This window comes from Calidifontibacter terrae (genome assembly GCF_054778835.1).
Genome location: NZ_BAAGZF010000005.1, coordinates 66,695 through 89,064, shown reverse-complemented (window position 1 = coordinate 89,064; position 22,370 = coordinate 66,695). Strand labels below are relative to the sequence as shown.

General features: G+C 66.4%; 20 protein-coding genes. 16 read left to right on the top strand and 4 right to left on the bottom strand.

From position 1 onward, the window contains the following. The first annotated feature begins 76 nt into the window (after positions 1–76). Positions 77–1,579, top strand: coding sequence for a depupylase/deamidase Dop (gene dop, locus ACYU98_RS07405; protein ID WP_460467566.1), 1,503 nt, complete (start codon positions 77–79; stop codon positions 1,577–1,579). A 1-nt stretch (position 1,580) separates the two neighbouring features. On the opposite strand, the gene ACYU98_RS07400 is transcribed toward dop, so the two are convergent. Continuing rightward, entirely contained in the window at positions 1,581–2,777 is a 1,197-nt protein-coding gene (locus tag ACYU98_RS07400) for a CapA family protein (RefSeq protein ID WP_460467565.1), read from the bottom strand. 146 nt (positions 2,778–2,923) lie between these two features. Between ACYU98_RS07400 and ACYU98_RS07395 the strand changes: the two genes are divergently transcribed. The 5 genes from ACYU98_RS07395 (at position 2,924) to ACYU98_RS07375 (ending at position 8,581) form a co-directional block, all read left to right on the top strand. Next, positions 2,924–3,124, top strand: a complete 201-nt coding sequence (locus ACYU98_RS07395; protein WP_460467564.1) for a ubiquitin-like protein Pup — start codon at positions 2,924–2,926, stop codon at positions 3,122–3,124. Beyond that, entirely contained in the window at positions 3,121–3,942 is an 822-nt protein-coding gene (gene prcB / locus ACYU98_RS07390) for a proteasome subunit beta (RefSeq protein WP_460467563.1), read from the top strand. Before ACYU98_RS07395 ends, prcB begins: the two co-directional genes overlap by 4 nt. A 55-nt stretch (positions 3,943–3,997) precedes the next feature. Then, entirely contained in the window at positions 3,998–4,684 is a 687-nt protein-coding gene (prcA, locus tag ACYU98_RS07385) for a proteasome subunit alpha (protein WP_460467562.1), read from the top strand. A 118-nt stretch (positions 4,685–4,802) separates the two neighbouring features. Next, complete coding sequence (locus ACYU98_RS07380) at positions 4,803–6,746, top strand: ABC transporter ATP-binding protein (RefSeq protein ID WP_460467561.1); 1,944 nt, start codon at positions 4,803–4,805, stop codon at positions 6,744–6,746. Continuing rightward, a complete protein-coding gene (locus tag ACYU98_RS07375; RefSeq protein WP_460467560.1) occupies positions 6,743–8,581 on the top strand; it encodes an ABC transporter ATP-binding protein in 1,839 nt (612 codons plus the stop codon). The genes ACYU98_RS07380 and ACYU98_RS07375 overlap by 4 nt, the downstream gene beginning before the upstream one ends. Positions 8,582–8,596: 15 nt before the next feature. On the opposite strand, the gene ACYU98_RS07370 is transcribed toward ACYU98_RS07375, so the two are convergent. Further along, complete coding sequence (locus ACYU98_RS07370) at positions 8,597–9,589, bottom strand: NAD-dependent epimerase/dehydratase family protein (RefSeq protein ID WP_460467559.1); 993 nt, start codon at positions 9,587–9,589, stop codon at positions 8,597–8,599. 82 nt (positions 9,590–9,671) lie between these two features. Here ACYU98_RS07370 and pafA point away from each other — a divergent pair, with 82 nt between their 5' ends. The 3 genes from pafA to ACYU98_RS07355 all read left to right on the top strand — a co-directional run bounded on the left by pafA (position 9,672) and on the right by ACYU98_RS07355 (position 12,617). After that, positions 9,672–11,036: a Pup--protein ligase gene (gene pafA, locus ACYU98_RS07365; protein WP_460467558.1), complete on the top strand. Its 1,365-nt coding sequence runs from the start codon at positions 9,672–9,674 to the stop codon at positions 11,034–11,036. Positions 11,037–11,134: 98 nt separating this feature from the next. After that, complete coding sequence (locus ACYU98_RS07360) at positions 11,135–12,172, top strand: FKBP-type peptidyl-prolyl cis-trans isomerase (protein WP_460467557.1); 1,038 nt, start codon at positions 11,135–11,137, stop codon at positions 12,170–12,172. 25 nt (positions 12,173–12,197) lie between these two features. Continuing rightward, complete coding sequence (locus tag ACYU98_RS07355; RefSeq protein WP_460467556.1) at positions 12,198–12,617, top strand: FKBP-type peptidyl-prolyl cis-trans isomerase; 420 nt, start codon at positions 12,198–12,200, stop codon at positions 12,615–12,617. A 122-nt stretch (positions 12,618–12,739) separates the two neighbouring features. On the opposite strand, the gene ACYU98_RS07350 is transcribed toward ACYU98_RS07355, so the two are convergent. Then, positions 12,740–13,834, bottom strand: a complete 1,095-nt coding sequence (locus ACYU98_RS07350) for a DUF3866 family protein (protein ID WP_460467555.1) — start codon at positions 13,832–13,834, stop codon at positions 12,740–12,742. Positions 13,835–13,938: 104 nt separating this feature from the next. Between ACYU98_RS07350 and ACYU98_RS07345 the strand changes: the two genes are divergently transcribed. The 6 genes from ACYU98_RS07345 to ACYU98_RS07320 all read left to right on the top strand — a co-directional run bounded on the left by ACYU98_RS07345 (position 13,939) and on the right by ACYU98_RS07320 (position 20,712). Continuing rightward, entirely contained in the window at positions 13,939–14,928 is a 990-nt protein-coding gene (locus tag ACYU98_RS07345) for a helix-turn-helix transcriptional regulator (RefSeq protein ID WP_460467554.1), read from the top strand. Continuing rightward, positions 14,918–15,877 carry a helix-turn-helix transcriptional regulator gene (locus ACYU98_RS07340; RefSeq protein ID WP_460467553.1) on the top strand — a complete coding sequence of 320 codons (960 nt, stop codon included), beginning with the start codon at positions 14,918–14,920 and terminating at the stop codon, positions 15,875–15,877. The genes ACYU98_RS07345 and ACYU98_RS07340 overlap by 11 nt, the downstream gene beginning before the upstream one ends. Positions 15,878–15,988: 111 nt before the next feature. Beyond that, the gene (tatA, locus tag ACYU98_RS07335) at positions 15,989–16,276 is read left to right on the top strand and encodes a Sec-independent protein translocase subunit TatA (RefSeq protein ID WP_460467552.1); all 288 of its coding nucleotides are present in this window, start codon (positions 15,989–15,991) and stop codon (positions 16,274–16,276) included. 69 nt (positions 16,277–16,345) lie between these two features. Further along, entirely contained in the window at positions 16,346–17,122 is a 777-nt protein-coding gene (tatC, locus tag ACYU98_RS07330) for a twin-arginine translocase subunit TatC (RefSeq protein ID WP_460467551.1), read from the top strand. Positions 17,123–17,148: 26 nt separating this feature from the next. Continuing rightward, positions 17,149–19,917, top strand: coding sequence for a DEAD/DEAH box helicase (locus tag ACYU98_RS07325; protein ID WP_460467550.1), 2,769 nt, complete (start codon positions 17,149–17,151; stop codon positions 19,915–19,917). Positions 19,918–19,968: 51 nt separating this feature from the next. Beyond that, positions 19,969–20,712: a PH domain-containing protein gene (locus tag ACYU98_RS07320; RefSeq protein WP_460467549.1), complete on the top strand. Its 744-nt coding sequence runs from the start codon at positions 19,969–19,971 to the stop codon at positions 20,710–20,712. Positions 20,713–20,727: 15 nt separating this feature from the next. Here the strand turns inward: ACYU98_RS07320 and ACYU98_RS07315 are convergent, their stop codons facing one another. Continuing rightward, entirely contained in the window at positions 20,728–21,651 is a 924-nt protein-coding gene (locus ACYU98_RS07315) for a 5'-3' exonuclease (protein ID WP_460467548.1), read from the bottom strand. Positions 21,652–21,671: 20 nt separating this feature from the next. Here ACYU98_RS07315 and ACYU98_RS07310 point away from each other — a divergent pair, with 20 nt between their 5' ends. After that, positions 21,672–22,115: an Lrp/AsnC family transcriptional regulator gene (locus ACYU98_RS07310; RefSeq protein ID WP_460467547.1), complete on the top strand. Its 444-nt coding sequence runs from the start codon at positions 21,672–21,674 to the stop codon at positions 22,113–22,115. Positions 22,116–22,370: the final 255 nt, after the last annotated feature.

Sequence of the window (22,370 nt, the reverse complement as noted above, 5' to 3'; positions counted from 1 at the left end):
GATCAAAAGTACTGCTCGCCTTAGAGCGGCGACAAGGCTTCTCGGCCGATCAATACGCCTTTGTAGAGTTGCTGGCATGACCGTGCGCAGGGTGATGGGTATTGAGACCGAGTACGGCATTCTGCAGCCGGGCGATCCGGCCGCCAATCCGATGCTGATGTCTGGCCGCGTCGTGACGGCGTACGCCCGGGCGCAGGGCCTGCGCTCGGCGCAGACCGGGTGGGACTACTCCGACGAGGCGCCCCTGCAGGACGCGCGCGGTTGGGCGATCGACCGATCGATGGCCGACGTGAGTCAGCTGACCGACGAAGAAGACCCGACGATGGCCAATGTGGTGCTGAGCAACGGCGCCCGGCTCTACGTCGACCATGCTCACCCCGAATACAGCTCGCCGGAGATCACCGGTCCGCGCGCCGCGGTCATCTGGGACCGCGCCGGCGAGCGGGTGATGCGCGAGGCAGTCCGGTTGTTGAACGCTCCGGGCATGCCACCGTTGAGCCTCTACAAGAACAACACCGACGGCAAGGGCGCCTCCTACGGCACCCACGAGAATTACCTGATGCGCCGGTTGACCCCGTTTGCCAGCATCGTCAGCGGCCTCATCCCATTCTTCGTCAGTCGCCAGGTGTTCCTCGGCTCCGGCCGGGTGGGCATCGGCACAGAATCGCAACGAGCCGGTTTCCAACTCTCCCAGCGGGCCGATTTCTTCGAGACCGAGGTCGGTCTGGAGACCACCCTCAAGCGGCCGATCATCAACACCCGCGACGAACCACATGCGGTCACCGAGAAGTACCGCCGCCTGCACGTCATCATCGGCGATGCGAACCACTGCGATGTCGCGAACTACTTGAAGATGGGTGTGACCAGCTTGGTGCTGGCGATCATCGAAGCCGGCGCGGTGGATGAAGATCTGACCCTTCGCCACTCGATCGCCGCCCTGCAGCAGATCTCCCACGACCCCACACTGCGTACGACGGTCGAGTTGGCCGACGGCCGCTCGATGACCGGGCTCGACCTGCAGTGGGCCCATCTGGAAATGGTCACCCGATGGCTCGCGACGCAGGATGAGATCGACGACGAGACGGCCGACGTGATGCGCCGCTGGGAACAGGTGCTGACCACCCTCGGGCATGACCCGCTCGACGCCGCCGGCCAAGTCGACTGGGCCGCCAAGCTGAAACTGCTCGAGGGCTACCGCAACCGCGGGCTGGACTGGGCCGATCCGAAGATGCGCGCGATCGACATCCAATGGTCCGACGTACGGGCCGACAAGGGCCTGTTCCACCGGCTCGACGCCACCGGTCGGTTCGAACGAATCGTCACCGATGAGGAGGTGGCGGCCGCTGAACACAATCCGCCCACCGACACTCGGGCCTACTTCCGTGGCCGCGCAGTCAGCCAGTTCGGTGACCACCTCGCCGCGGCGTCGTGGGATTCGGTGATCTTCGACCTGCCGCAGCGGCACACCCTGCAGCGGGTGCCGATGCTCGAACCGCTGCGCGGCACCAGCGCGCATGTCGGCGCGCTGTTCGACCGGGCGCAGACGGTCGAAGAACTGCTCGAGTCGCTGGAGAGCTAACTCAGCTCGCTGCGGTCAGGCCGCAACTGCCGTCGCCCTTGATCACACCGCTGGTGCGGTCGTACGACTTCTTGTTCTTCGCCGCGGTCATGATCCGGATCGGATAACCGCCGCCAACGTCGACGCGGGTGGGCTGGAAGACGCCGGTCTGTTTCCAAGCGCCGGACGGCTCGCGCTGGAAGCTGACCTTGACCATCACGCCGTCCTGGGTCGCATCAGGGAAGCCCCAGTGGGCGGTGTCCTGGTTGGAGATCTGGTTGCCCAGACCGAAGAAGGCCATCCGGCCGTTGATCAACTGGCAGGGCTGCACGACGTGGGCGTGGTTGCCGATGATGGTGTCAACCGCGCCCGATTGCAGAACCGCTTGGGCGGTCTGAGTCATCGCCGCCGTCGGCGTGTGGTTGTTGGCCTGACCCCAGTGGATGCTCACCAGCACGATCTGAGCGCCGTTGGCGCGGGCGGCCTTGGCGTCGGCGATGATCCCGTCGGCGCCCTTGTCCTTCCACATCGCCGCCTTCAGCCACGGGGCCGAGGACGGCACCGAGACGTCGTTGCCCGCCGCGAAGTTGTCGAGCGTGTAGCTGTAGGACAGGTGGGCAATCTTGACGCCCTTGACGTCGTACATCGCCGGGTTGCCGGGGGTGCTCGCGTCAGGTCCGGGCCCGGCGGCCTTCAGACCCGCTGCCGCCATCACCTCGCGGGTCTGCTTCAAGCCCGCGACGCCTGCGTCGAAGCTGTGGTTGTTCGCGGTGGAGCACCCGTCGTAGCCGACCTTCTTGACCGCAGCCGCGAACTCCTTGGGTCCGTGGTGGCGCAGGCCGCTGGTCAGGTTGGTGTCGTCGGGGGAGAGCGCGCCCTCCATCTGGCAGATCGACAGATCGGCCGAGGAGGTGAACGGCTTGATGTCGGCGAACAACGGGTCGAAGTTGTAGCCGTTGCCCCCGGCGATCTTCTTGGCGGAGGCGATGATCTCCTCCTGCGGGATGTCGTCACCGCTGAACTCGATCGTCAGGTTCGACGCACCACTGGCCGTGGAAGCGACTGCGCCGCCGGTCGACGAACCCGAGGCAACGCTCTTGCTCCCGGTGGTCGTGCCGCTCTGGCTCCCCTTGCTGTCGGATCCCGCGCAACCAGCCAAGGCCAGCGTCGCGACACATCCGACGGCCGCAACGGCCCTGATTCCCCGAAGTCCCGTCATGTCGCCGAACTGTAGTGAACCGGCGCCGCCGGACGCGGGACAGACACGGGGTGTACGGCGTGTCGGTCCGGGCGTCAGTGTCGGTCCGGGTGTCGGTGTCGGTTGACTAGGGTGGAACGGACGTCTCTTCGGAAGGGCTCGATCCCATGGCAGGTCAGGAACGCATCACCCCACAGCGCCGCGACGGCGGCCCGGCCGATGACGCGCCAGCGCCTTTGCCGGTGCCGGCCGCTCAGTCCCAGGTGTCCCACGACGACATCGACAGCGTGCTCGATGAGATCGACAGCGTGTTGGAGACCAACTCCGAGGAGTTCGTGCGCGGATTTGTCCAGAAGGGCGGCCAGTGACCGCTGACGGCCCGGGTCGTCTGCCCCAGGAGTTCCTGACCACCGGGTCATCGTCGTTCACCGAGTTCCTTGCTGGCCATGCACCGGAGCTGGTGCCGGGTGGTCGCCACACTCCTGTCGGTGGGGTTCAGGTTGAGGTTCCTCACGGCACCACGATCGTTGCGCTCACCTACGCCGGCGGGGTGCTGCTCGCCGGTGACCGGCGAGCCACGATGGGCAACCTGATCGCCAGCCACTCGATGCGCAAGGTCTTCCTCACCGACGACCACTCCGCGGTCGGCATCGCCGGAACCGCGGGGGTCGCCATTGAAATGGTGCGCCTCTTCCAGGTCGAACTCGAACACTACGAAAAGCTCGAAGGAGACCTGCTGTCGCTGCGCGGCAAGGCCAACCGGCTCGCCACGATGATCCGGGGCAACCTCGGGATGGCCATGCAAGGTCTGGCGGTCCTGCCGCTGCTGGCTGGCTATGACTTGGAGACCGACTCCGGACGGATGTTCAGCTATGACGTCACCGGTGGATGCTACGAGGAACAACAGTTCCATGCGGTCGGCTCGGGATCGTTGTTCGCCCGAGGAGCCCTGAAGAAGCTGTGGCGCGCATCGATGACACAAGACGAAGCCGTCCGTGTGATGCTCGAGTCGCTTTACGACGCCGCCGATGATGACTCCGCAACCGGGGGCCCCGACCCGGGCCGACGGATCTGGCCGACGGTCGCGGTGCTGCAGCGCGAAGGCGCCCACTTCGTCGACGACGCCGAGGTGGAGCGGGTCGTCCTCGACGTGATCGCCGGCCGCCGCGAGGGAGATCCAAGATGAGCCTTCCCACGTTCTCCACTCCTTCGCCGCTTCGACCTTTCGCGAGGACCCTCCGATGAGCATGCCCTTCTACGTCTCGCCCGAGCAGTTGATGAAGGACCGGGCCGACTTCGCGCGCAAGGGCATCGCCCGTGGCCGAGCGGTTGTGGTTCTGGCCTACGAGGGCGGCATCGCTTTCGTTGCCGAAAACCAGAGCCGTGCGCTCCACAAGATCTCCGAGATCTACGACCGGATCGGCTTTGCCGCGGTCGGCAAATACAACGAGTTCGAGAACCTGCGGGTTGCCGGCATTCGTTATGCCGACCTGCGCGGTTACTCCTACGACCGCACCGACGTCTCGGCGCGCGGCTTGGCAAATGCCTACGCGCAGACGCTCGGCACCGTCTTCACTCAGGAGTCCAAGCCGTACGAAGTGGAGATTGTCGTCGCTCAACTCGGCGCCGACGCGGCCAGTGACCAGATCTACCGGCTGATGTACGACGGATCCGTCGCCGAGGAACGCGGCTACGTCGCGATGGGTGGGGGAGCCGAGCGGATCAACGCCGGACTCGAACAGGACTGGCGGCCAGACATGTCGTTGTCCGAAGCCCTGCGACTCGCAGTCCGCTTGCTCGGACAAGACGCCGACGGCTCCACCCGCGAGCTGACCGGCGACCAACTGGAGGTTGGATTGTTGGATCGTGGCCGGTCGCGGCGCACCTTCCGTCGGGTGGTCGGGGAGCCGCTGCAGTCGTTGCTGTGACGCTCCAATCGCAATCTCATTCGCATGTTGTCGGTGGTCGGTGGAATACTTCGGAACCGAAAACTGAGGTCACCTAACTTTTGGCCATTGGCTGACAACACCGGGAGCGCGCACGACGTTGAACGACACCACCACAGACCCTGACTCCGACACCACATCCGACCACGACCGCGCTGCCGCAGAGCTGGTCAGCAGTCACTCGGTCGCACCCCCGGACCGCTTCTGGCACCGCAGCGACCTGGGGCGGTTGTTGCCCTATCTGCGCCCCTATCGCGGTCGCCTCATCGCAATGTTCATCGTGGCTTTGTTATCGATCGGCTCCACGATCGCGATCCCGCTGTTCACCAAGGCGGTCATCGACGGTCCGGTCGCTGACCACGACCAGCGCGGGCTGTGGATCCTCGGGCTGAGCGCGCTGCTGCTCGGGGTCGCCGAGGCCGCGTTGTGGATGGGTCGCCGCTGGTTGGTTCAGCGAGCGAGCACCGGTGTGGAGGCCGACCTGCGCACCGACATGTACGCGCGATTGCAGGTCCTCCCGATGCGCTTCCACGGCAGTTGGCAGTCCGGTCAGCTGCTGTCGCGGATCATGAACGACCTTTCCGCGATGCGCCGGTTCATCGGCTTTGGCTCAGTGCTGTTGGTGCTCAACGTGATTCAGGTCGTCGTCGTCACCGGGATCCTGCTGGCGATGTACTGGCCGCTCGGAGTGATCGTGTTGATCTCGATCATTCCGGTGGTGTGGGCAAACCTGCACTACGAGCGCCAGTTCACCAAGGCCTCCCGCGCTGCCCAGGACCAGACCGGCAACGTGGCCACCCAGGTCGAGGAGGCCGTTCTCGGTTTGCGTGTGGTGAAGGCATTCGGTCGTGAAGACCACGTCTACGCCCGCTTCGACCAGCAGGCGGTCGAACTACGCGACATCCAGTTGCGCAAGGTCTCGATCATGTCGCGCTTCTGGACCCTGCTGGAGACCATCCCGACGGCCACCCTGGTCATCGTGCTCGGTGTCGGAGCCCACGCGGTTGCCGACGACCGGATAACCATCGGCACCCTCGTCGCCTTCATCACCTTGATGCTCAACCTGGTCTGGCCGATCGCCAGCCTCGGCTTCCTGCTGTCGATGCTGCAGGAAACGATGACCGCGGCCAACCGAGTGGTGCAGATCTTCGACGAGCCGCGCGCGATCGAGTCCGGCCACCGCGACCTGCCGAACCCGACCGGTCGACTCGAACTGCGTGATGTGGGCTTCCGGTTCCCCGACAGCGAGACGTGGGCGCTACGCCACCTGAACCTGGTCATCGAGCCGGGCGAGACCGTGGCGCTGGTCGGGGCCACCGGTGCCGGCAAGTCGGTGCTCACCTCGTTGATCCCGCGCCTTTACGACGTCAGTGAGGGCGCCGTGTTGCTCGACGGGGTCGACGTCCGCGAACTGCCTCTTCCCGTCGTACGCCGCATTGTCGCCACCGCATTCGAAGACCCCACCCTGTTCTCGATGTCGGTGCGCGAGAACCTCACCCTTGGCCGCCCGCAGGCCACCGAGGAAGAGTTGCGGCGCGCCATCGGCATCGCCCAAGCCGACTTCGTCGACGACTTGCCGTTCGGCCTCGACACCCGCATCGGCGAGCAGGGGATGAGCCTTTCCGGTGGCCAGCGTCAACGCCTGTCGCTGGCTCGCGCCGTGTTGGCCGACCCGCGGATTCTGGTTCTCGACGACACCCTGTCGGCGCTCGACGTTCACACCGAGGCTTTGGTGGAAGAGGCGCTGCGCAATGTGCTGACCGATGTCACCGGCATCGTCGTTGCCCACCGAGCCTCAACGGTGATGCTGGCCGACAAGGTCGCTCTGCTCGATGGCGGCACCATCACCCACGTCGGGCGACACACCGATCTGCTGGCGCGAGTCCCGCGCTATCGCTTCCTGCTGGCGGCCGATGACGAATTGGATCTCGACCTGGAACATGACGAATGCTGGGAGAACGACGAGTTGCTGATCCACGCCAACGCGGCTGGCGTCACGGACCGCTCCGGCGAGACCGGCAACGACGAGGAGGTCACCCGATGACCTCCACCCCCATCGCAGAGGCCACCGCCGACTGGCGCGGCCGGATGCAAGAGAACAAGCCCGAAGAGGCAGTTGAGAAGACCGCCCGCCCGGGTCAGGCGAAGGCGCTGCTCTGGAGCCTGCTGCGGCCCTATCGCCGTACCGTTGCGTTGTTGGCCATCGCCGTCGTGTTGGAGAACGTCGCTCGCCTGGCCGTTCCACGTCTGGTGCAGATCGGCGTCGACGACGGGGTGCCCCCGTTGCACGACCGCGGCGACAGCTCGGTGATGACTCAGGTCGTCGTGGCGTTGCTGATCGCCTTGGTCTTCCAGGCGAGCCTGCGAATGCTGTTCATCTTGCAGTCCGGCCGGATCGGTCAGAAGGTGCTGTTGGAGCTTCGCCGCAGGGTGTTCCGCCACTTCGGCACCCTCGACGTCGCCTTCCACGACCGTTACACCTCCGGTCGCGTGGTCAGTCGTTCGACCAGCGATGTCGAAGCGATCCAGGAGATGCTGGAGAACGGCTTCGACGGGCTGATCACAGCGGCTCTGACCCTGGTCGGGACAGCCATTCTGCTGATCACCCTCGATGTGCGCCTGGGGTTGGTCTGCCTACTCAGCTTCCCCGTGTTGGTGGTGCTGAGTCTGTGGTTCCGTCGTGAGTCGGCGCGGGCCTACCGGCTCGTCCGGGAGATCTCGGCGCTGGTCATCGTGCAATTCGTAGAGACGATGACCGGGGTCAAGGCGGTGCAGGCCTACCGTCGGGAGAGCCGCAACCAGGTGATCTTCGCCGACCTGACCGACCGCTACCGCGAGATCAACCTGCGCACCATGCGGTTGGTCGCCATCTTCATGCCGGGCGTGAAGTTGATCGGAAACGTCACGACGGGTGTGGTGTTGCTCTACGGCGGCTACCTCGCGATGCACGGCCAGATCACCATCGGCATTCTGACGGCCTTCCTGCTCTACCTGCGCCAGTTCTTCGAGCCGATGCAAGACATCACGCAGTTCTACAACACCTTCCAGTCGGCCACCTCGGCGCTGGAGAAGCTGGCCATCGTGCTCGAGGAGAAGCCGGCAATCGCCGACCCGGAGCAGCCGAAGGCGCTCACCGATGTCCGAGGTCAGGTCACTCTCGACCACGTCCGGTTCGAATACGTCGAGGGTCACGCTGTGTTGCCCGACCTCGACCTGGTTGTGCCGGCCGGTCAAACGGTCGCGCTGGTTGGAACCACCGGTGCCGGAAAAACCACGATTGCCAAGTTGATCGCCCGGTTCTACGACCCGACCGAAGGCCGGATCCTGCTGGACGACACCGATGTTCGCGATGTCACCCAGGCCGATCTGCGCCGCCACGTCGTAATGGTCACCCAGGAGAACTTCATGTTCGAAGGGTCGATCGCCGACAACATTCGGTTTGGTCGTCCCACCGCTCGCAACGACGAAGTTCACGCTGCCGCCCGCGCGGTCGGAGCTGACACCTTCATCGAGCAGCTGCCCCAGGGCTATGACACCGACGTGGCCAAGCGCGGTGGCCGACTCTCAGCCGGTCAGCGACAACTGGTCGCATTCGCCCGAGCGTTCCTGGCTGACCCCGACGTGTTGATCCTCGATGAGGCAACCTCCTCGCTCGACATACCGAGCGAGCGGTTGGTGCAGCAGGCACTCCAGACGATCCTGGCCGGACGCACGGCGTTGATCATCGCCCACCGCCTGTCGACGGTCGAGATCGCCGACCGGGTGCTGGTGCTCGAACACGGGCAGGTGCTCGAGGACGGCTCGCCCCAGGAACTGACCCGGGCGGAGAACGGACGCTACGCCGCGCTCCACCAGGCGTGGATCAACTCGCTGGCTTGATGCGGCCGCGCCTGATCACCGTTCGGAGCGTCGCGCGGTGATCAGGTCGGCCTCGTCGGCGGGGGACAACCCTGCCCGTCGCGGCCGGCCCGGTCCGGCTTGAAGTTCCCACGCCAGTCCGTCGGTAAAGGTCTCCGGCAGCGGCCGGATGCGCAAGCCGGCCCGCGTGGCGGCAGCGGTCGAGACCGTCATCATCCCCGCCAGGTCCGGCCAAGGCAGCCAAAGCGGCAGCGACCGGTCGCCAGACCAGGGCTGCACACCGTGGTCGCTGAGCCATTGACCGGTCACCGGCACCAGATCGCCGGTGTGACCGGCGACGGCTCGGGCGCCGGCCAGCGCGGCGTGCAGCGGCACCGCCGGTCCGGTGGTGTTGAAGGTTCCGGTCGCGTCGGACACCAGGAAGTTCGCCAGGTCGCGGGCGTCTATCAATTGCACCTGCCCGTCGGGTTGGTGAGGCACCAACACAGCCCCGTCCGGCCGGGACGGGGCAGCGAAGCGCAACGGCCAATACCCCGTACGGTCGCTGGCATCGCCTGGGCCGGCGATCAAGCCGGCGCGGGTCACCAGGTGAGCCTTCGGGAACGCCTCCCGCACCAGGTTCTCGCAGGTCACCTTCGCGGCACCATAGTCCTCCGGCTGATAAACCTCGCCCGTCCAGGGCGCCAGCAGGGCCGCCGATTCGTCGGCGCCGATGGCCGCGGGACCGGCGTCGGCATAGACGTTGATGCTCGACACGAAGCGATAGTGGGCGACCCGATCTCGCAACACAGCCAACGCCGTACGAACATGAGCCGGGTCGCGGGCGACATCGACGACCGCATCGAAATCGCCGTCGAGGCCGGCGTAGCCGTCGGTGGTGGTTCGGTCTCCGCCGACGAACTGCACACCCTCTGGAACGGGTCCGCTGCTGCCTCGCGCGAACGCCACGACCTCGTCGCCGGCCGCGAGGGCGGCCGCGCAGACGGCCCGCCCAAGGAATGCTGTGCCACCCAACACGAGAAGTCGCATGTCCCCAGCAGACCAACGCCCGCACCGAACCCGCAATGGAATACGCCGACAGCGCAATTGGATCCGGCTTAGGGTCGAGGGCATGGAGCGGCGCATTTTTGGGATCGAGACCGAGTACGGCGTGACCTGCACCTCTGGCGGAACCCGCCGGCTGACGCCCGACGAGGTCGCCCGCTACCTGTTCCGCCGGGTGGTGAGCTGGGGGCGCTCCAGCAACGTCTTCCTGGCAAACGGTGCGCGGCTCTACCTCGACGTCGGCAGTCACCCCGAATACGCCACGGCCGAATGCGACAACGTGCGCGAGGCGGTGATCCAGGACAAAGCGGGCGAACGAATCCTGGCCGATCTCGCCGAGGACGCCCAGCAACGCCTGCTGGAGGACGAGATCCGCGGCGATCTCTACATCTTCAAGAACAACACCGACTCGGCCGGCAACTCTTACGGCTGTCACGAGAACTACCTGGTCGCGCGGGCGGGGGAGTTCTCAGCGATCTCCGAAACCTTCTTGCCGTTCCTGATCAGCCGCCAAATCACTTGTGGTGCAGGCAAAGTCACGACCCTCGGCAGCAAGCCGGTGTTCGCGGTCTCTCAACGCGCCGACCACATCTGGGAGGGCGTCAGTAGCGCCACCACCCGCAGTCGGCCGATCATCAATACCCGCGATGAGCCGCACGCCGACGCCGAGCATTACCGACGAATGCACGTCATCGTCGGGGACAGCAACATGTCCGAGACGACCACCCTGCTCAAGCTCGGGTCGGCCCACCTGGTGTTGCGAATGATCGAGGACGGCGTCGCGATGCGCGACATGTCGCTGGACAACCCGATCCGGGCCATCCGCGAGATCAGCCACGACATGACAGGCCGTACTCCGGTTCGACTCGCCAACGGCAAGCAGATGTCGGCGTTGGAGATGCAGACCGAATATTTCGAGCGGGCCACCGCCTATGTGGCCCAGCAGGGCATCGACGACCCGACAACCACCCAGGTCATGGACCTGTGGGGCCGCACCCTCACGGCGATCGCGGGCGATGATCTTGCCTCGATCAGCACCGAGATCGACTGGGTTATCAAGCACACCCTGCTCGATAACTACGCGACCAAACACGGCCTCGACCTCAGCCACCCGAAGATGGCCCAGCTCGATCTGACCTACCACGACATCAAGCCGGGACGCGGGGTCTACAACCTCCTGGCCGCCCGTGGCCGAGTGCGACGGGTCTGCACCGACGAGGAGGTGCGCCAGGCCGTCGACGTTCCGCCGCAGTCCACGCGGGCCAAGTTGCGCGGCGACTTCGTCCGCGCCGCGCAGGAGCACCGCCGCGACTTCACCGTCGACTGGGTCCACCTCAAATTGAACGATCAGGCCCAACGTACGGTGCTGGTGAAGGACCCGTTCTCCAATGTCGACGCGCGGGTCGCAGCCCTCATCGAATCGATGGGCTGACCTGCCGCGCGGGCTTCGCAGCGGACGCCGCGCTCACCCGCACAGGTCGCCCGGTTAGGGTGGCCCAGTCCACTGACCGAAGATCTCGAGGATTCTGCGTGCGCCGTAATACCCGCCTACTCACCGTGGGCGTCATCTCCGCCCTCATGCTGACCGGTTGCGGCAGCGACTCGAAGTCGAAATCAACGACGGCCGCGTCGTCGAACGCGACGCCTTTGACGGTCGCTCCCGAGAAGGTGTCGCCCATGAGCAACATCTCGGTCAGCGACACCAATCCGAAGTCCCCGAAGATCACCCTGAAGACCAAGCCGTTCCAGGTGAACAAGACCACCACTCAGGTCGTCACGCCCGGAACCGGCAAGGCGATTGGTGTCAAGGACATCGCGTACGTCTCGTACACCGCGGTCAACGGATCGAACGGGAAGGTGCTGACCAACACCTTCGACAAGAACGCCGTCGCGGTGAACCTCACCGACACCAACCAGTTCCCCGGCCTCGTCACCGCACTCAAGGGCCAGAAGGTCGGCGCCGTGCTGAACGTCGCGATCCCGCCGGCCGACGGCTTCGGCGGGCAGGGTTCAACCGACTACGGCATCACCAGCTCCGACTCGTTGATCTTCCGGATCAAGGTGCTCGACACCGCCGGTGTGCTCGACAAGGCCACCGGAGCTACCGTCGCCCCGAAGGCTGGCCTGCCGACCGTCACCGTCAGCGACGGCAACATGGCCAAGAAGGCCGCGACGATCACCATGCCGAAGACCGGCGCGAAGGTCGCCACCGCGCCCACCAAGCTGGTCGTGCAGCCATTGATCACCGGCACCGGTCGCAAGATCGTTGCTGGCGAGACTGTCAAGGTCCGCTACACCGGTGTGATCTGGGCGTCCGGCAAGGAATTCGACAGCTCGTCGAAGCACCAGGGGGCCCCGGCCGACTTCCCGTTGATCCCGACCTCCGCGACCAATCCGCAGGGAATGATCCCCGGTTTCGTGACCGGTTTGGTCGGCCAGCAGGTCGGCAGCCGCGTCCTGCTGGTGATGCCCCCGGCGGAGGGCTACGGCACCGCCGGTAACACGCAGGCCGGCATCAAGGGCACGGACACTCTCGTGTTCGTCGTCGACATTCTCGCCGCACTCTGACCCCATTTCGAAGGAGATCACCCCCATGGCATTCGACCCCGCTACCACCAAGCCGGAGATCGACTTTCCGGGCGATAACCCGCCCACCGAACTGCTGATCGAGGACATCACCGAAGGTGATGGCCGCGCCGCCGAAGCCGGCGACACGGTCAAGGCCCACTACGTCGGTGTCGCCTGGTCGACCGGCGAGGAATTCGACGCTTCCTGGAACCGCGGCGCGCCGCTGGACTTCCAGGTCGGCGTCGGCCAGGTCATCCAGGGCTGGGACCAAGGCATCGTCGGCATGAAGCCCGGTGGCCGCCGCAAGCTGACCATCCCGCCGGAGCTCGGCTACGGCGCCCGCGGTGCCGGTGGCGCTATCGGCCCGAACGAGACCCTGATCTTCGTCGTCGACCTGGTGTCGGCTGCCAAGGCGGGCGCGGGATCGGCCTTCGGCATTCGCTGATCCACCTGCAGGACCCGTACGACGAAGGGCGCGGACCACAGTGTGGTCGGCGCCCTTCGTCGTCTATCGCGATTGGGTCGGTGCCGCGTAGCGAATCAGGTGTCGATGGTGGCTCGCTGCGGTCAGGCCCCGGAGGCGATCCGCGCAGCGTGGCGTCCGGCGGCTGCGGCAGCCACGAAGGCCGCCCCGTCGGCTTCGAGTCCACGGCCCATCGTGCGCAATTCCACCGGCGATTGCGCCAACGCGTCGCGCAGACCGTCCACTGCCATCTCGACGCGGCGCAGCCGACCCGCAGATAGCGCCACAAGAACCTCGGCCTGGCGATCAATCAGCGCCCCGAACTCGCCGTCGAACCCGGGCACCGGCAGGTCTGCCGGCACCAAGGCGACCCGCCCGTACGCGGTGCTGCTGTGATGCGAAATCCCGTAATGCCGCTCACGGGCATCACCCTCGGAGATCCGAAGGGACGCGATCGGCCGGCCACCCAGGGCGTACGCCGCGTTGAGCGCCTCGCCCGCCGAGGTTCCGGAGAAACCCCAACGAGTGCCGGTGCCCAGGTTTCCCGGCCCTTGCGCGACGACTGCGATATCGGCGCCGAGAACCAAGCGGGCAGCGAGCAACCCGGTGTGCACGTTCACGGCCTCCAAATCGCCGCCGAACGTCTGGCCGACGGTCACGACGCCGGTTAGCCAGTCAGCTTCCCGGAGCGCGGAACTGGTGCGGGAAAATGCCGCCGGCAAGGCGCCACCGTCGGTCATGACATATGCGACCTTCAGTTGAGGTCGAAGGTTTCGGATGCCGCAGAGGATCGCCGGCAGCGCGGAATGCAGGTCGGCAGTCACCACCGGCATGCCGTCGATCGAGTCCGCGTCGACCAACGTGTCGTGATGCGGGCTCTCCTGCTCGTCGACGCCAAGGACCATCGTCTGCAGCGGCGTGTAACGGGCCTTGACGATGTGGCCCGCCGTCGACGGCGGGGGAGTTGGCAACCGGTTCGGAATGGCGATGATCAGCGCGCTGCCGCCGGTGCCTAACTGACGATCGATGGCGTTGGTATTGAGCAACACCCGGTCACCGATCTTCGGCCTCCCCACCAGCTCGACATAGGCCAGGGATCGAACCTCACCCTCGACCTCCGCGAGTCGAACGGCGACCTCCACCACCTCCCGCCGGGAGCTGGTCACACGGGTCACGACACCGGCTCGCCAAGTGATCACACCTCGTACATTAGTGCGAGGCGATGGGATAGCGTCGGACACATGAGTCACCCCACGAGGTTCTCCACTCGTTCCTCGCTCCGATACCTCGCGGGGGCCCCGACGTGAGTCGCCCGAGCCCCGCTGCCAAGACAGAGCGGCTGCTCAACCTCGTCATCTGTCTGCTCTACACCCGCCAGCCGCTGTCCAAGCAGCAGATCCGCGGCGCGGTCCCGCAGTACGGCGAGACCGCGGGCGACGAAGCCTTCGACCGGATGTTCGAGCGCGACAAGGACGAGCTGCGCGACTTGGGCATTCCGCTGCGCGCCGAAGCGGTCGATCCGATGTTCGATGACGAGACCGGCTACCGCATCGATCGCCGCGAATACGCCCTTCCCGAACTCTCCTTCGAACCCGATGAACTGGCAGTGCTCGGCCTGGCCAGCCGCACCTGGCAGCAGGCGAGCCTGGCTGGGTCTGCTGCCACCGCTCTGCGCAAGTTGGAAGCCGCAGACGTCGAACGCGACGAGGCGACGCTGGTCGGTTTCGAGCCGCGGGTCCGCACCGCTGAGCCGGCTTTCCCGGCCGCCAAGGATGCTGTCGTCCACCGCCGCCAGGTGACCTTCCGCTACCGCCGACCGGGCCAAGAATCGCTGGAGCGCCAGGTGCAGCCGTGGTCGGTCACCAACTGGCACGGCCGCTGGTATCTCACCGGTTTCGACCTCGACCGGCAGGCTCCCCGGGTGTTCCGCCTCGGGCGGGTCGACGGCCCTGTACGCCTCGTCGGTCGCCCCGGCGCCTACGACATCCCCGCCGATCACGAACCGTTGCAGATGATCGCGGGGTCCGAGCGCGAGCGCGAACCCCACCCTGCGGTCGTACGCGTCCGGTCCGGCGCCGGCCACGCACTGCGCCACCGCGCCCGCACCCTCGGCGAGGTCGACGACGTCTGGGCCCAGCTCGACATCGACTTCACCGACGCCGAAATCTTCGCCGACCAGTTGGCTGGCTACGGACCCGATGTCGTGGTGATCCACCCGCCCGAACTGCGCGAGGCCGTTGTCCGCCGGCTGCGTGCAGCCCTCGCCCGCCAGGAGGTCCGTGATGGCCGCTGAAAGTGCGACCAGCCGGTTGAGCCGACTGCTGACGATGGTCCCGTGGCTGATGCACCGCCAGGGGATCGATATCGAGCAGGCCGCCCGCGAACTCGGAGTCAGCACCACCCAGATCGAGGCCGATCTGAACCTGCTGTTCGTCTGTGGCACCCCCGGCCACCTGCCCGACGACCTGATCGAGGCGGAGTGGGAGAACGGCAAGGTTTTCCTCGGCAACGCCGATGAGATCGCCCGCCCGCTGCGCCTGGGAGTCGACGAAGCCCTCACCCTGATCGTCGGGCTGCGCACCCTTGCCGCTGTTCCCGGGCTGGGGGAGCGCGAGGCGATCGACCGCGCTCTCGCCAAGCTGATCGAGGCGGCCGGCGACGCGTCTGCTGCATCCGACCGGGTGGTCGTCACCGCGCCGCAAGGGACCGCGACGCGATGGTTGCCGACGTTGCAAGATGCGCTCGCCCGGCGCCGCCGTTTGCGGATGCGCTACCTGGTCGCGGCCCGCGATGAATCGACCCAGCGCGACGTCGACCCGATGCGGGTGCTGTTGCTCGACGACCACTGGTACGTCGAGGGTTGGTGTCACCGCGCCGACGACGTGCGCTTGTTCCGGGTCGACCGGATCGAGGAACTGGAAGTGCTCGACGTCGACGGCACCCCACCACAGACCGCGACACCCCGCGACCTCGACGACCAGATTTTCCGGCCCGGAAACGATGCCATCACGGTGGTTCTCGACCTCGCGCCCGAAGCCGGGTGGGTGGTCGACTACTACCCGACGGACGCGATCGAACGCGGCGACGACGGTGCCATCCGTGCGACCCTGCGCACCGCTGACCTGCACTGGGTCGAACAACTGGTCTGGCGCCTCGGGGGGGCCGCCCGAGTGATCGAGCCGGCGCGAGCGGCCGCAGCCGTCATCGACGGAGCCCGTCAGGCGCTCGCCGCCTACGCCTGAGCCACGCGCGGGAGAACAACGTGTGCGCCGATGCGGCGCCGATCACGTAGAGTTGACGGTGGTAGAGCCGAGCGGAGGAACCGCCCGGGATGGCAAGGAGCAGATTCTCTGATGTGGCGCAACCTCTTCGACGGATGGCACATCGTCATTCTTGTGCTGGTCATCGTGGTCGTCTTCGGTTGGAAGCGCTTGCCTGACGCGGCTCGTTCCTTCGGCCGTTCGGCCCGAATTCTCAAGAGTGAGATGGGCGAGATGAAGAACGACGGCAAATCGTCGGCTTCGGGTCAGACCGTGAACGGTGAGACCGTCCGCGACCAGACCCCGCCGACCACTGGTTCGTCGCAGGCCGGGCACCCGGACGGCTACCCGCAGCGCGACGACCAGAACCACAACGCCTGACGCGCGCGAACGCGTCCACCACCACCGTCGATGGCCCTATTACGCCGTAAGGACAATCCGGAAGCCCGGATGTCGCTAGGCGACCACTTCCGTGAGTTCCGCCGCCGCGCGTTGATCGCGGCGCTGGCCATTCTCATTGGTGGCGTCATCGGCTGGTGGAAGTTCGACCCGCTCTACGCCTGGCTGAAGCAGCCCATGGTCGATCTGGCCAGGCAGCGCCACGACAACTCGATCAACCTCAACTGGGGTGGGCAGGGTGTCACCGGCGGTTTCAACATGCGGCTGAAGATCGCCCTCTGGGTCGGTCTCATCGTCGCCAGCCCCGTGTGGTTGTGGGAGATCTGGGCGTTCTTGGCGCCCGGCCTGACCAAGCGGGAGAAGAAGGTCTCCTATCTGGTCATCGGCACCGCAGTGCCGTTGTTCTTGCTCGGTTGCTGGGTGTCCACCTTCGCCCTGCCGAATGCGATCCGCTTCCTGCTCGGGATCACTCCCGAAGGGGCAATCAACTACACCGACGTCAACACCTACCTCACCTTCGTGACCCGGTTCATGCTGGCATTCGGCATTGCGTTCCTGCTCCCGGTGTTCCTGGTCGGACTCAATGCGGCCGGCGTTCTTCCGGCGCGCACGATGGTCAAGGGCTGGCGGGTCGCGGTGATGGCGATTTTCGTCTTCGCCGCGATGATGAGCCCGAGCCCCGACGCTTGGTCGATGTTGGCGCTCGCGTTCCCGATGGTGGCGTTGTTCTACATCGCCGTGCTGATCTCGTGGTTCTTCGATCGCCGCCGGGTCAAGGAGCGTCCCGAGTGGCTCGACGTGCCGGACGACCAAACCTCCTCGCTCTGAGCGCTCCGGCGAATTAGTCTGCGGGCATGCCCGCTTCCCCCACCGATCGGCCCCGTCGAACCTTCGACAGCACCCACCTCGACCGGTTCGCGGAGGACTATGACTTCCCACTCGACGGTTTCCAGGTCGCCGGCTGCCGCGCGGTCCAAAGCGGTCACGGCGTTCTCGTCGCGGCACCCACCGGCGCCGGCAAGACGATCGTCGGGGAGTTCGCCGCCTACCTCGCGTTGAACAGCAGCCTCAAGACCTTCTACACAACCCCCATCAAGGCCCTGTCGAACCAGAAGTACGCCGACCTGGTGGCCCGCCACGGCGCCGCCAAGGTCGGGCTGTTGACCGGTGACTCCTCGATCAATGGCGAAGCCCCGATCGTGGTGATGACCACCGAAGTGCTGCGCAACATGCTCTACGCCGGCTCCGACACCCTGAACGGTCTCGGCTTCGTGGTGATGGACGAGGTGCACTACCTCGCCGACCGCTTCCGCGGCGCGGTCTGGGAAGAGGTCATCGTCCAGCTCCCGCAGGACGTTCAAGTCGTCTCGCTCTCGGCCACCGTCAGCAACGCCGAGGAGTTCGGCGAATGGCTGCGTACGGTTCGCGGCGACACCGAGGTCATCGTCGAGGAGCACCGCCCTGTGCCGCTGTGGCAGCACATGATGGTCGGCCAACAAATCATCGATCTGTTCGACCTCGACAAGCCCGAGACCCATGCGCTCAATCCCGAACTGCGCCAGCGCATCTCAGCGCTCAACCAGCGCACCGACCGACACGGTTCCCGGCTCGACGCCGGCGCGCCGCGCGGTCGCCGCGGCCGTCCAGCGAAGGGCCCCAGCGGCCCCGTACGAGGCGGACGTCCCGGTCGCGGCCCCAGCCGCGCCGAGGTCATCGAGGCCCTCGATCGGGAGAACCTGCTGCCGGCGATCACCTTCATCTTCAGCCGGGTGGGGTGTGAGTCCGCGGTCGGTCAGCTGCTCGCGTGGGGCATCCGGTTGGTGCCGCCGCAGGAGGGCGACCGGATCCGCCGGCTGGTCGAGGAACGGATCTCGGGCCTGCCCGAAGAAGACCTCGCCATTCTGGGCTACTACGATTTCGTCGAGGGCCTGACCCGTGGCTTCGCCGCCCACCACGCCGGGATGTTGCCGACCTTCCGCGAGATCGTGGAGGAGCTTTTCTCCGCCGGACGAATCCAGGCCGTCTTCGCCACCGAGACGCTCGCGCTGGGCATCAACATGCCGGCCCGCACCGTCGTGATCGAAAAGCTGGTCAAGTTCAACGGTGAGGCCCACGCCCCGGTCACCCCCGCCGAATACACCCAGTTGACCGGCCGCGCCGGTCGCCGAGGAATCGACATCGAGGGCCACGCGGTCATCCTCTACGGCCGAGACGTCGACCCGGAGTCGGTCGCCGGGCTGGCCAGCACCCGTACGTATCCGCTGAACTCCAGCTTCGTGCCGACCTCCAACATGGCGGTGAACCTGGTCGACCACCTCGGCCGCAGCCGGGCCCGCGAAACGTTGGAGTCCTCCTTCGCGCAGTTCCAGGCGGACCGCTCGGTCGTGGGCCACGCGCGCGCGATCAAGCGCAACGACGAGGCCCTGGAGGGCTACGAGGAGGCGATGCGCTGCCACCTGGGTGACTTCGCGGCCTATGCCGCGCTGCGCCGTCAGATCAGCGACCTGGAGAAGCAACTAGGCCGGCTCCGCTCTAGCGCGAACAGTGCCGCCTCAGCTGTCGCTCTGTCCAAGCTCACGGTCGGCGACGTGATCCGGATCCCCGAGGGTCGCCGCGTCGGTCTGGCCGTTGTCATCGCCACCGACGCCCCGAGCCGTGGGCTGTCCCAACCGTTTGTGCTCACCGAGAGCGCCCGCGCTCGCCGCCTGACCGAAGACGACGTGCCCGGCCCGGTCGAAGCGATCGGGAAGATCGGGGTGCCCAAGCGGTTCAACCACCGCGACCGCAAGGCCCGCGCCGATCTCGCGTCGACACTGCGGATCAAGATGCGCGACACACGTGACCCGGAGCGTCAGGCCGCGGACACCGCGCAGTTGCGCAAGCTCGAGGGTGAGATCGGCTCACTGCGCGAACAGATGCGCAACCACCCTTGCCACGACTGTCCCTACCGTGAGCAACACGCCCGCTGGGCCGAGCGTTGGTGGAAGCTGCGTCGGGAGACCGACGGGTTGCAGCGCCAGATTGATAACCGCACCCACAGCGTTGCGCGCACCTTTGAACGGGTCTGCGACCTGCTTTCGGAGTTGGGATTCCTCAGTCAGGACGGCCAGACCGTCACCGACGACGGACGCACCCTGCAGCGGATCTACGCCGAGCGGGACCTGCTGGTGGCGCAGTGTCTGCGTCAGGACGTCTGGAAGGGGCTGGACGCCAGCTCGTTGGCGGCGGCCGTGTCGGCGCTCGTTCACCAGTCGCGCTCCAAGGATGGCCCTGACCCGGATCCGCGGATGCCGAACCGTGAGGTCGGCCAGGCGATCGAGACCCAGTTCGACGTGTGGGAGGGCCTCGCCCAGCGAGCGCGTCACCACCATCTGTCCGCGATCCCCGAACCCGATGCATCGATCGTGTGGATGATGCACCGCTGGGCGGCTGGGCAGCGCCTGGAGACGGTGCTGCGGGGCAGCGACCTGTCGGCCGGCGACTTCGTCCGCCGGTGCAAGCAACTGATCGACCTGCTCGACCAGATCGCCGGACTGGACGACTACCCTGCGGTGTCCCGCACCGCCAAGCGCGCCGTCGACCAGTTGCTGCGCGGAGTGGTGGCCGCCGACCGGCTCGACTGACACCCGCGCGGCAAGACCGCGGCAGGCATCGCCTCTGGCAGGATGATGAACATGGCTTTTTCAAGCAAACACCTCACCCAGGGTGAACACGTCGAGACCGAGTTCCGCACTCACGCGAAGAAGATCGTCGGTCCGATCCTGCTGATCATCGCGATGATCGCGGTCGTGATCGTGTCCTACATCTTCCTCAAGGACACCGCGTGGCCGTGGTTGTTCCTGGCGATCACCATCGTCGCGTTGATCGTCGCGATCATCTGGGCGTTCGTGCCGATCTGGAAGTGGCGCGCCACGGTGTTCGTGCTCACCAACCGCCGACTGGTCACCCGCACCGGGATCATGGCGAAGTCGGGCCGTGACATCCCCCTGTTCCGGATCAACGACGTGCAATACGAAAAGGGCGTCTTCGACCGGATGCTCGGTTGCGGAACCCTGATCGTCTCCGACGCCTCCGACCAGCCGCCGCTGCGGCTGCGCGACATTCCCCACGTCGAGGCGATCCAGGTGAAGCTGAACGAGTTGTTGTTCGCTCACCACGACGACTCCGACGAGGGCACCGCCCGTCGATCGCAACAGGACGCTCCGGCGCCGTTCGACCAGCAGTCCCACGACGCCAACCGGGCCGCGCAGACCCGTCCGGTCGAACAGCAGCCGTCGGTCCGCCAGGACCCGCAGGGCCCCTACGACCAGAACTACGACACGCGCGCGGGCCAGCAGAACTACGACCCGCGCTCCGGGGAGCAGACCGACCCGCAGACTCGGCCGCTGCCCCGTCAGGACGGCAACGACTCTTACTGATCCGCCCCGGGCGAGTCAGCGGGTGAGCGAGGCGACGACCCGTGCCAACGGGTTCTGCACCCCGTAGCGCTCACCCAACATCTCCACCGCACTGCCGTCGGCCGCTGCCGACGGCAGTGCTGTGTCGAGGGCTGCCGGCAACTGCGCATTGCGCACCACCTCGACCACCCTTGGTGCCACATCGAGGTAGTCCGAGGCGGCTTCCAGTTTCGCCCGCCGGGCGCCCTTGATCTCGGGGTCACCACTGTCGATCGCCCGCCGCAGCGTCGCCAGATCGCCGTACCGAGCAATCAACGCAGCGGCGGTCTTCTCGCCGACGCCCGGAACGCCCGGCAGCCCATCACTGGCGTCACCGCGCAGCGCGGCCATGTCGGCGTAGGCGCGGCCGGTCGCGACGCCGTACTTCACCTGCAGCGCAGACTGGGTGATGATGTCCGGCTGACGCACCCCGCCCTTGGCGGTGTAAAGCACCCGGACGCCCTGCGCATCGTCGACCAACTGGAACAGGTCACGGTCGCCGGTCACGACGTCGATCGGCAGCTGGCCGAGGTGGTGTTCGACCAAGGTTCCGATGACGTCGTCGGCCTCGTAGCCATCGATGCCGAGCCGGCAGATGCCCAGCGCGGCGAGTGCATCGACAATGATCGGCACCTGCGGGGTGAGGTCCGCGGGAGACTCCTCGGCCACGTCGCTGCCCTCGGTCAGCCGATGCGCTTTGTACGACGGGATCGCGTCGACCCGGAAGGCCGGACGCCAGTCGTTGTCCCAGCAGCAAACCAGATGAGTCGGCCGTTCCCGGTCGACCAGCGTGGCGATCATGTCCAGGAAGCCCGCGACGGCGTTGGTCGGCACCCCGGCATCGGAACGTCGCTCAGGCACCCCGAAGAAGGCGCGGAAATACAGACTCGCGGAGTCGAGCAGGAGTAGGCGGTCGCTCATGACGCCCTACGGTAGGCCCTATGGAGGACCTCGATGCACGGATCGTCACGCTGCTCGCCGCCGACGGCCGCGCCAGCTTCACTGACCTGTCCAAAGAGACCGGTCTGTCGGTGAGTGCGGTGCACCAGCGGGTCCGCCGGTTGCAGGAGCGTGGGGTTATCAAGGGGTTCCGCGCGGTCCTCGATCACGAAGCGGTCGGTCTGCCGTTGACCGCGCTGATCTCGGTGACTCCCTATGACGCCTCGGCCCCCGACGACATCCCGGACCGGCTGCGCGGCGTTCGCGAAATCGTGGCCTGCTATTCGGTAGCGGGTGACGAGAACTACGTTCTGCAGGTCTGCGTCGCTTCACCAAGCGCGCTGGAGGACCTGCTTGCGCGGATTCGCGCGGGCGCCGGTGTGACGACGCGTACGACCGTGGTGTTGAGCACCCCGTGGGAGAACCGCTCACCGCTGGGGGAGTGAGCCGGCTCACGCGAGGCGCCCACCGGGCGTGTCTAGCGCGACACGCCGCGCGTCCCAAAAATTTCCCAGAAAAGTATCCGACTCTCTTGAGCCGCTGACCAGCACAAACAGATAACGGTGCAGGTCAGCGCCGGTTTGACAGCACGCTACTGGTCTGTAGGTTTGTCCCTACGCCAGATGGGCCCCGGGTCGTTTAGTAGATAACGTGCACTTTGCGTGTATTGGTCCCAACGATGACCTCCGGGCCCATCTGTC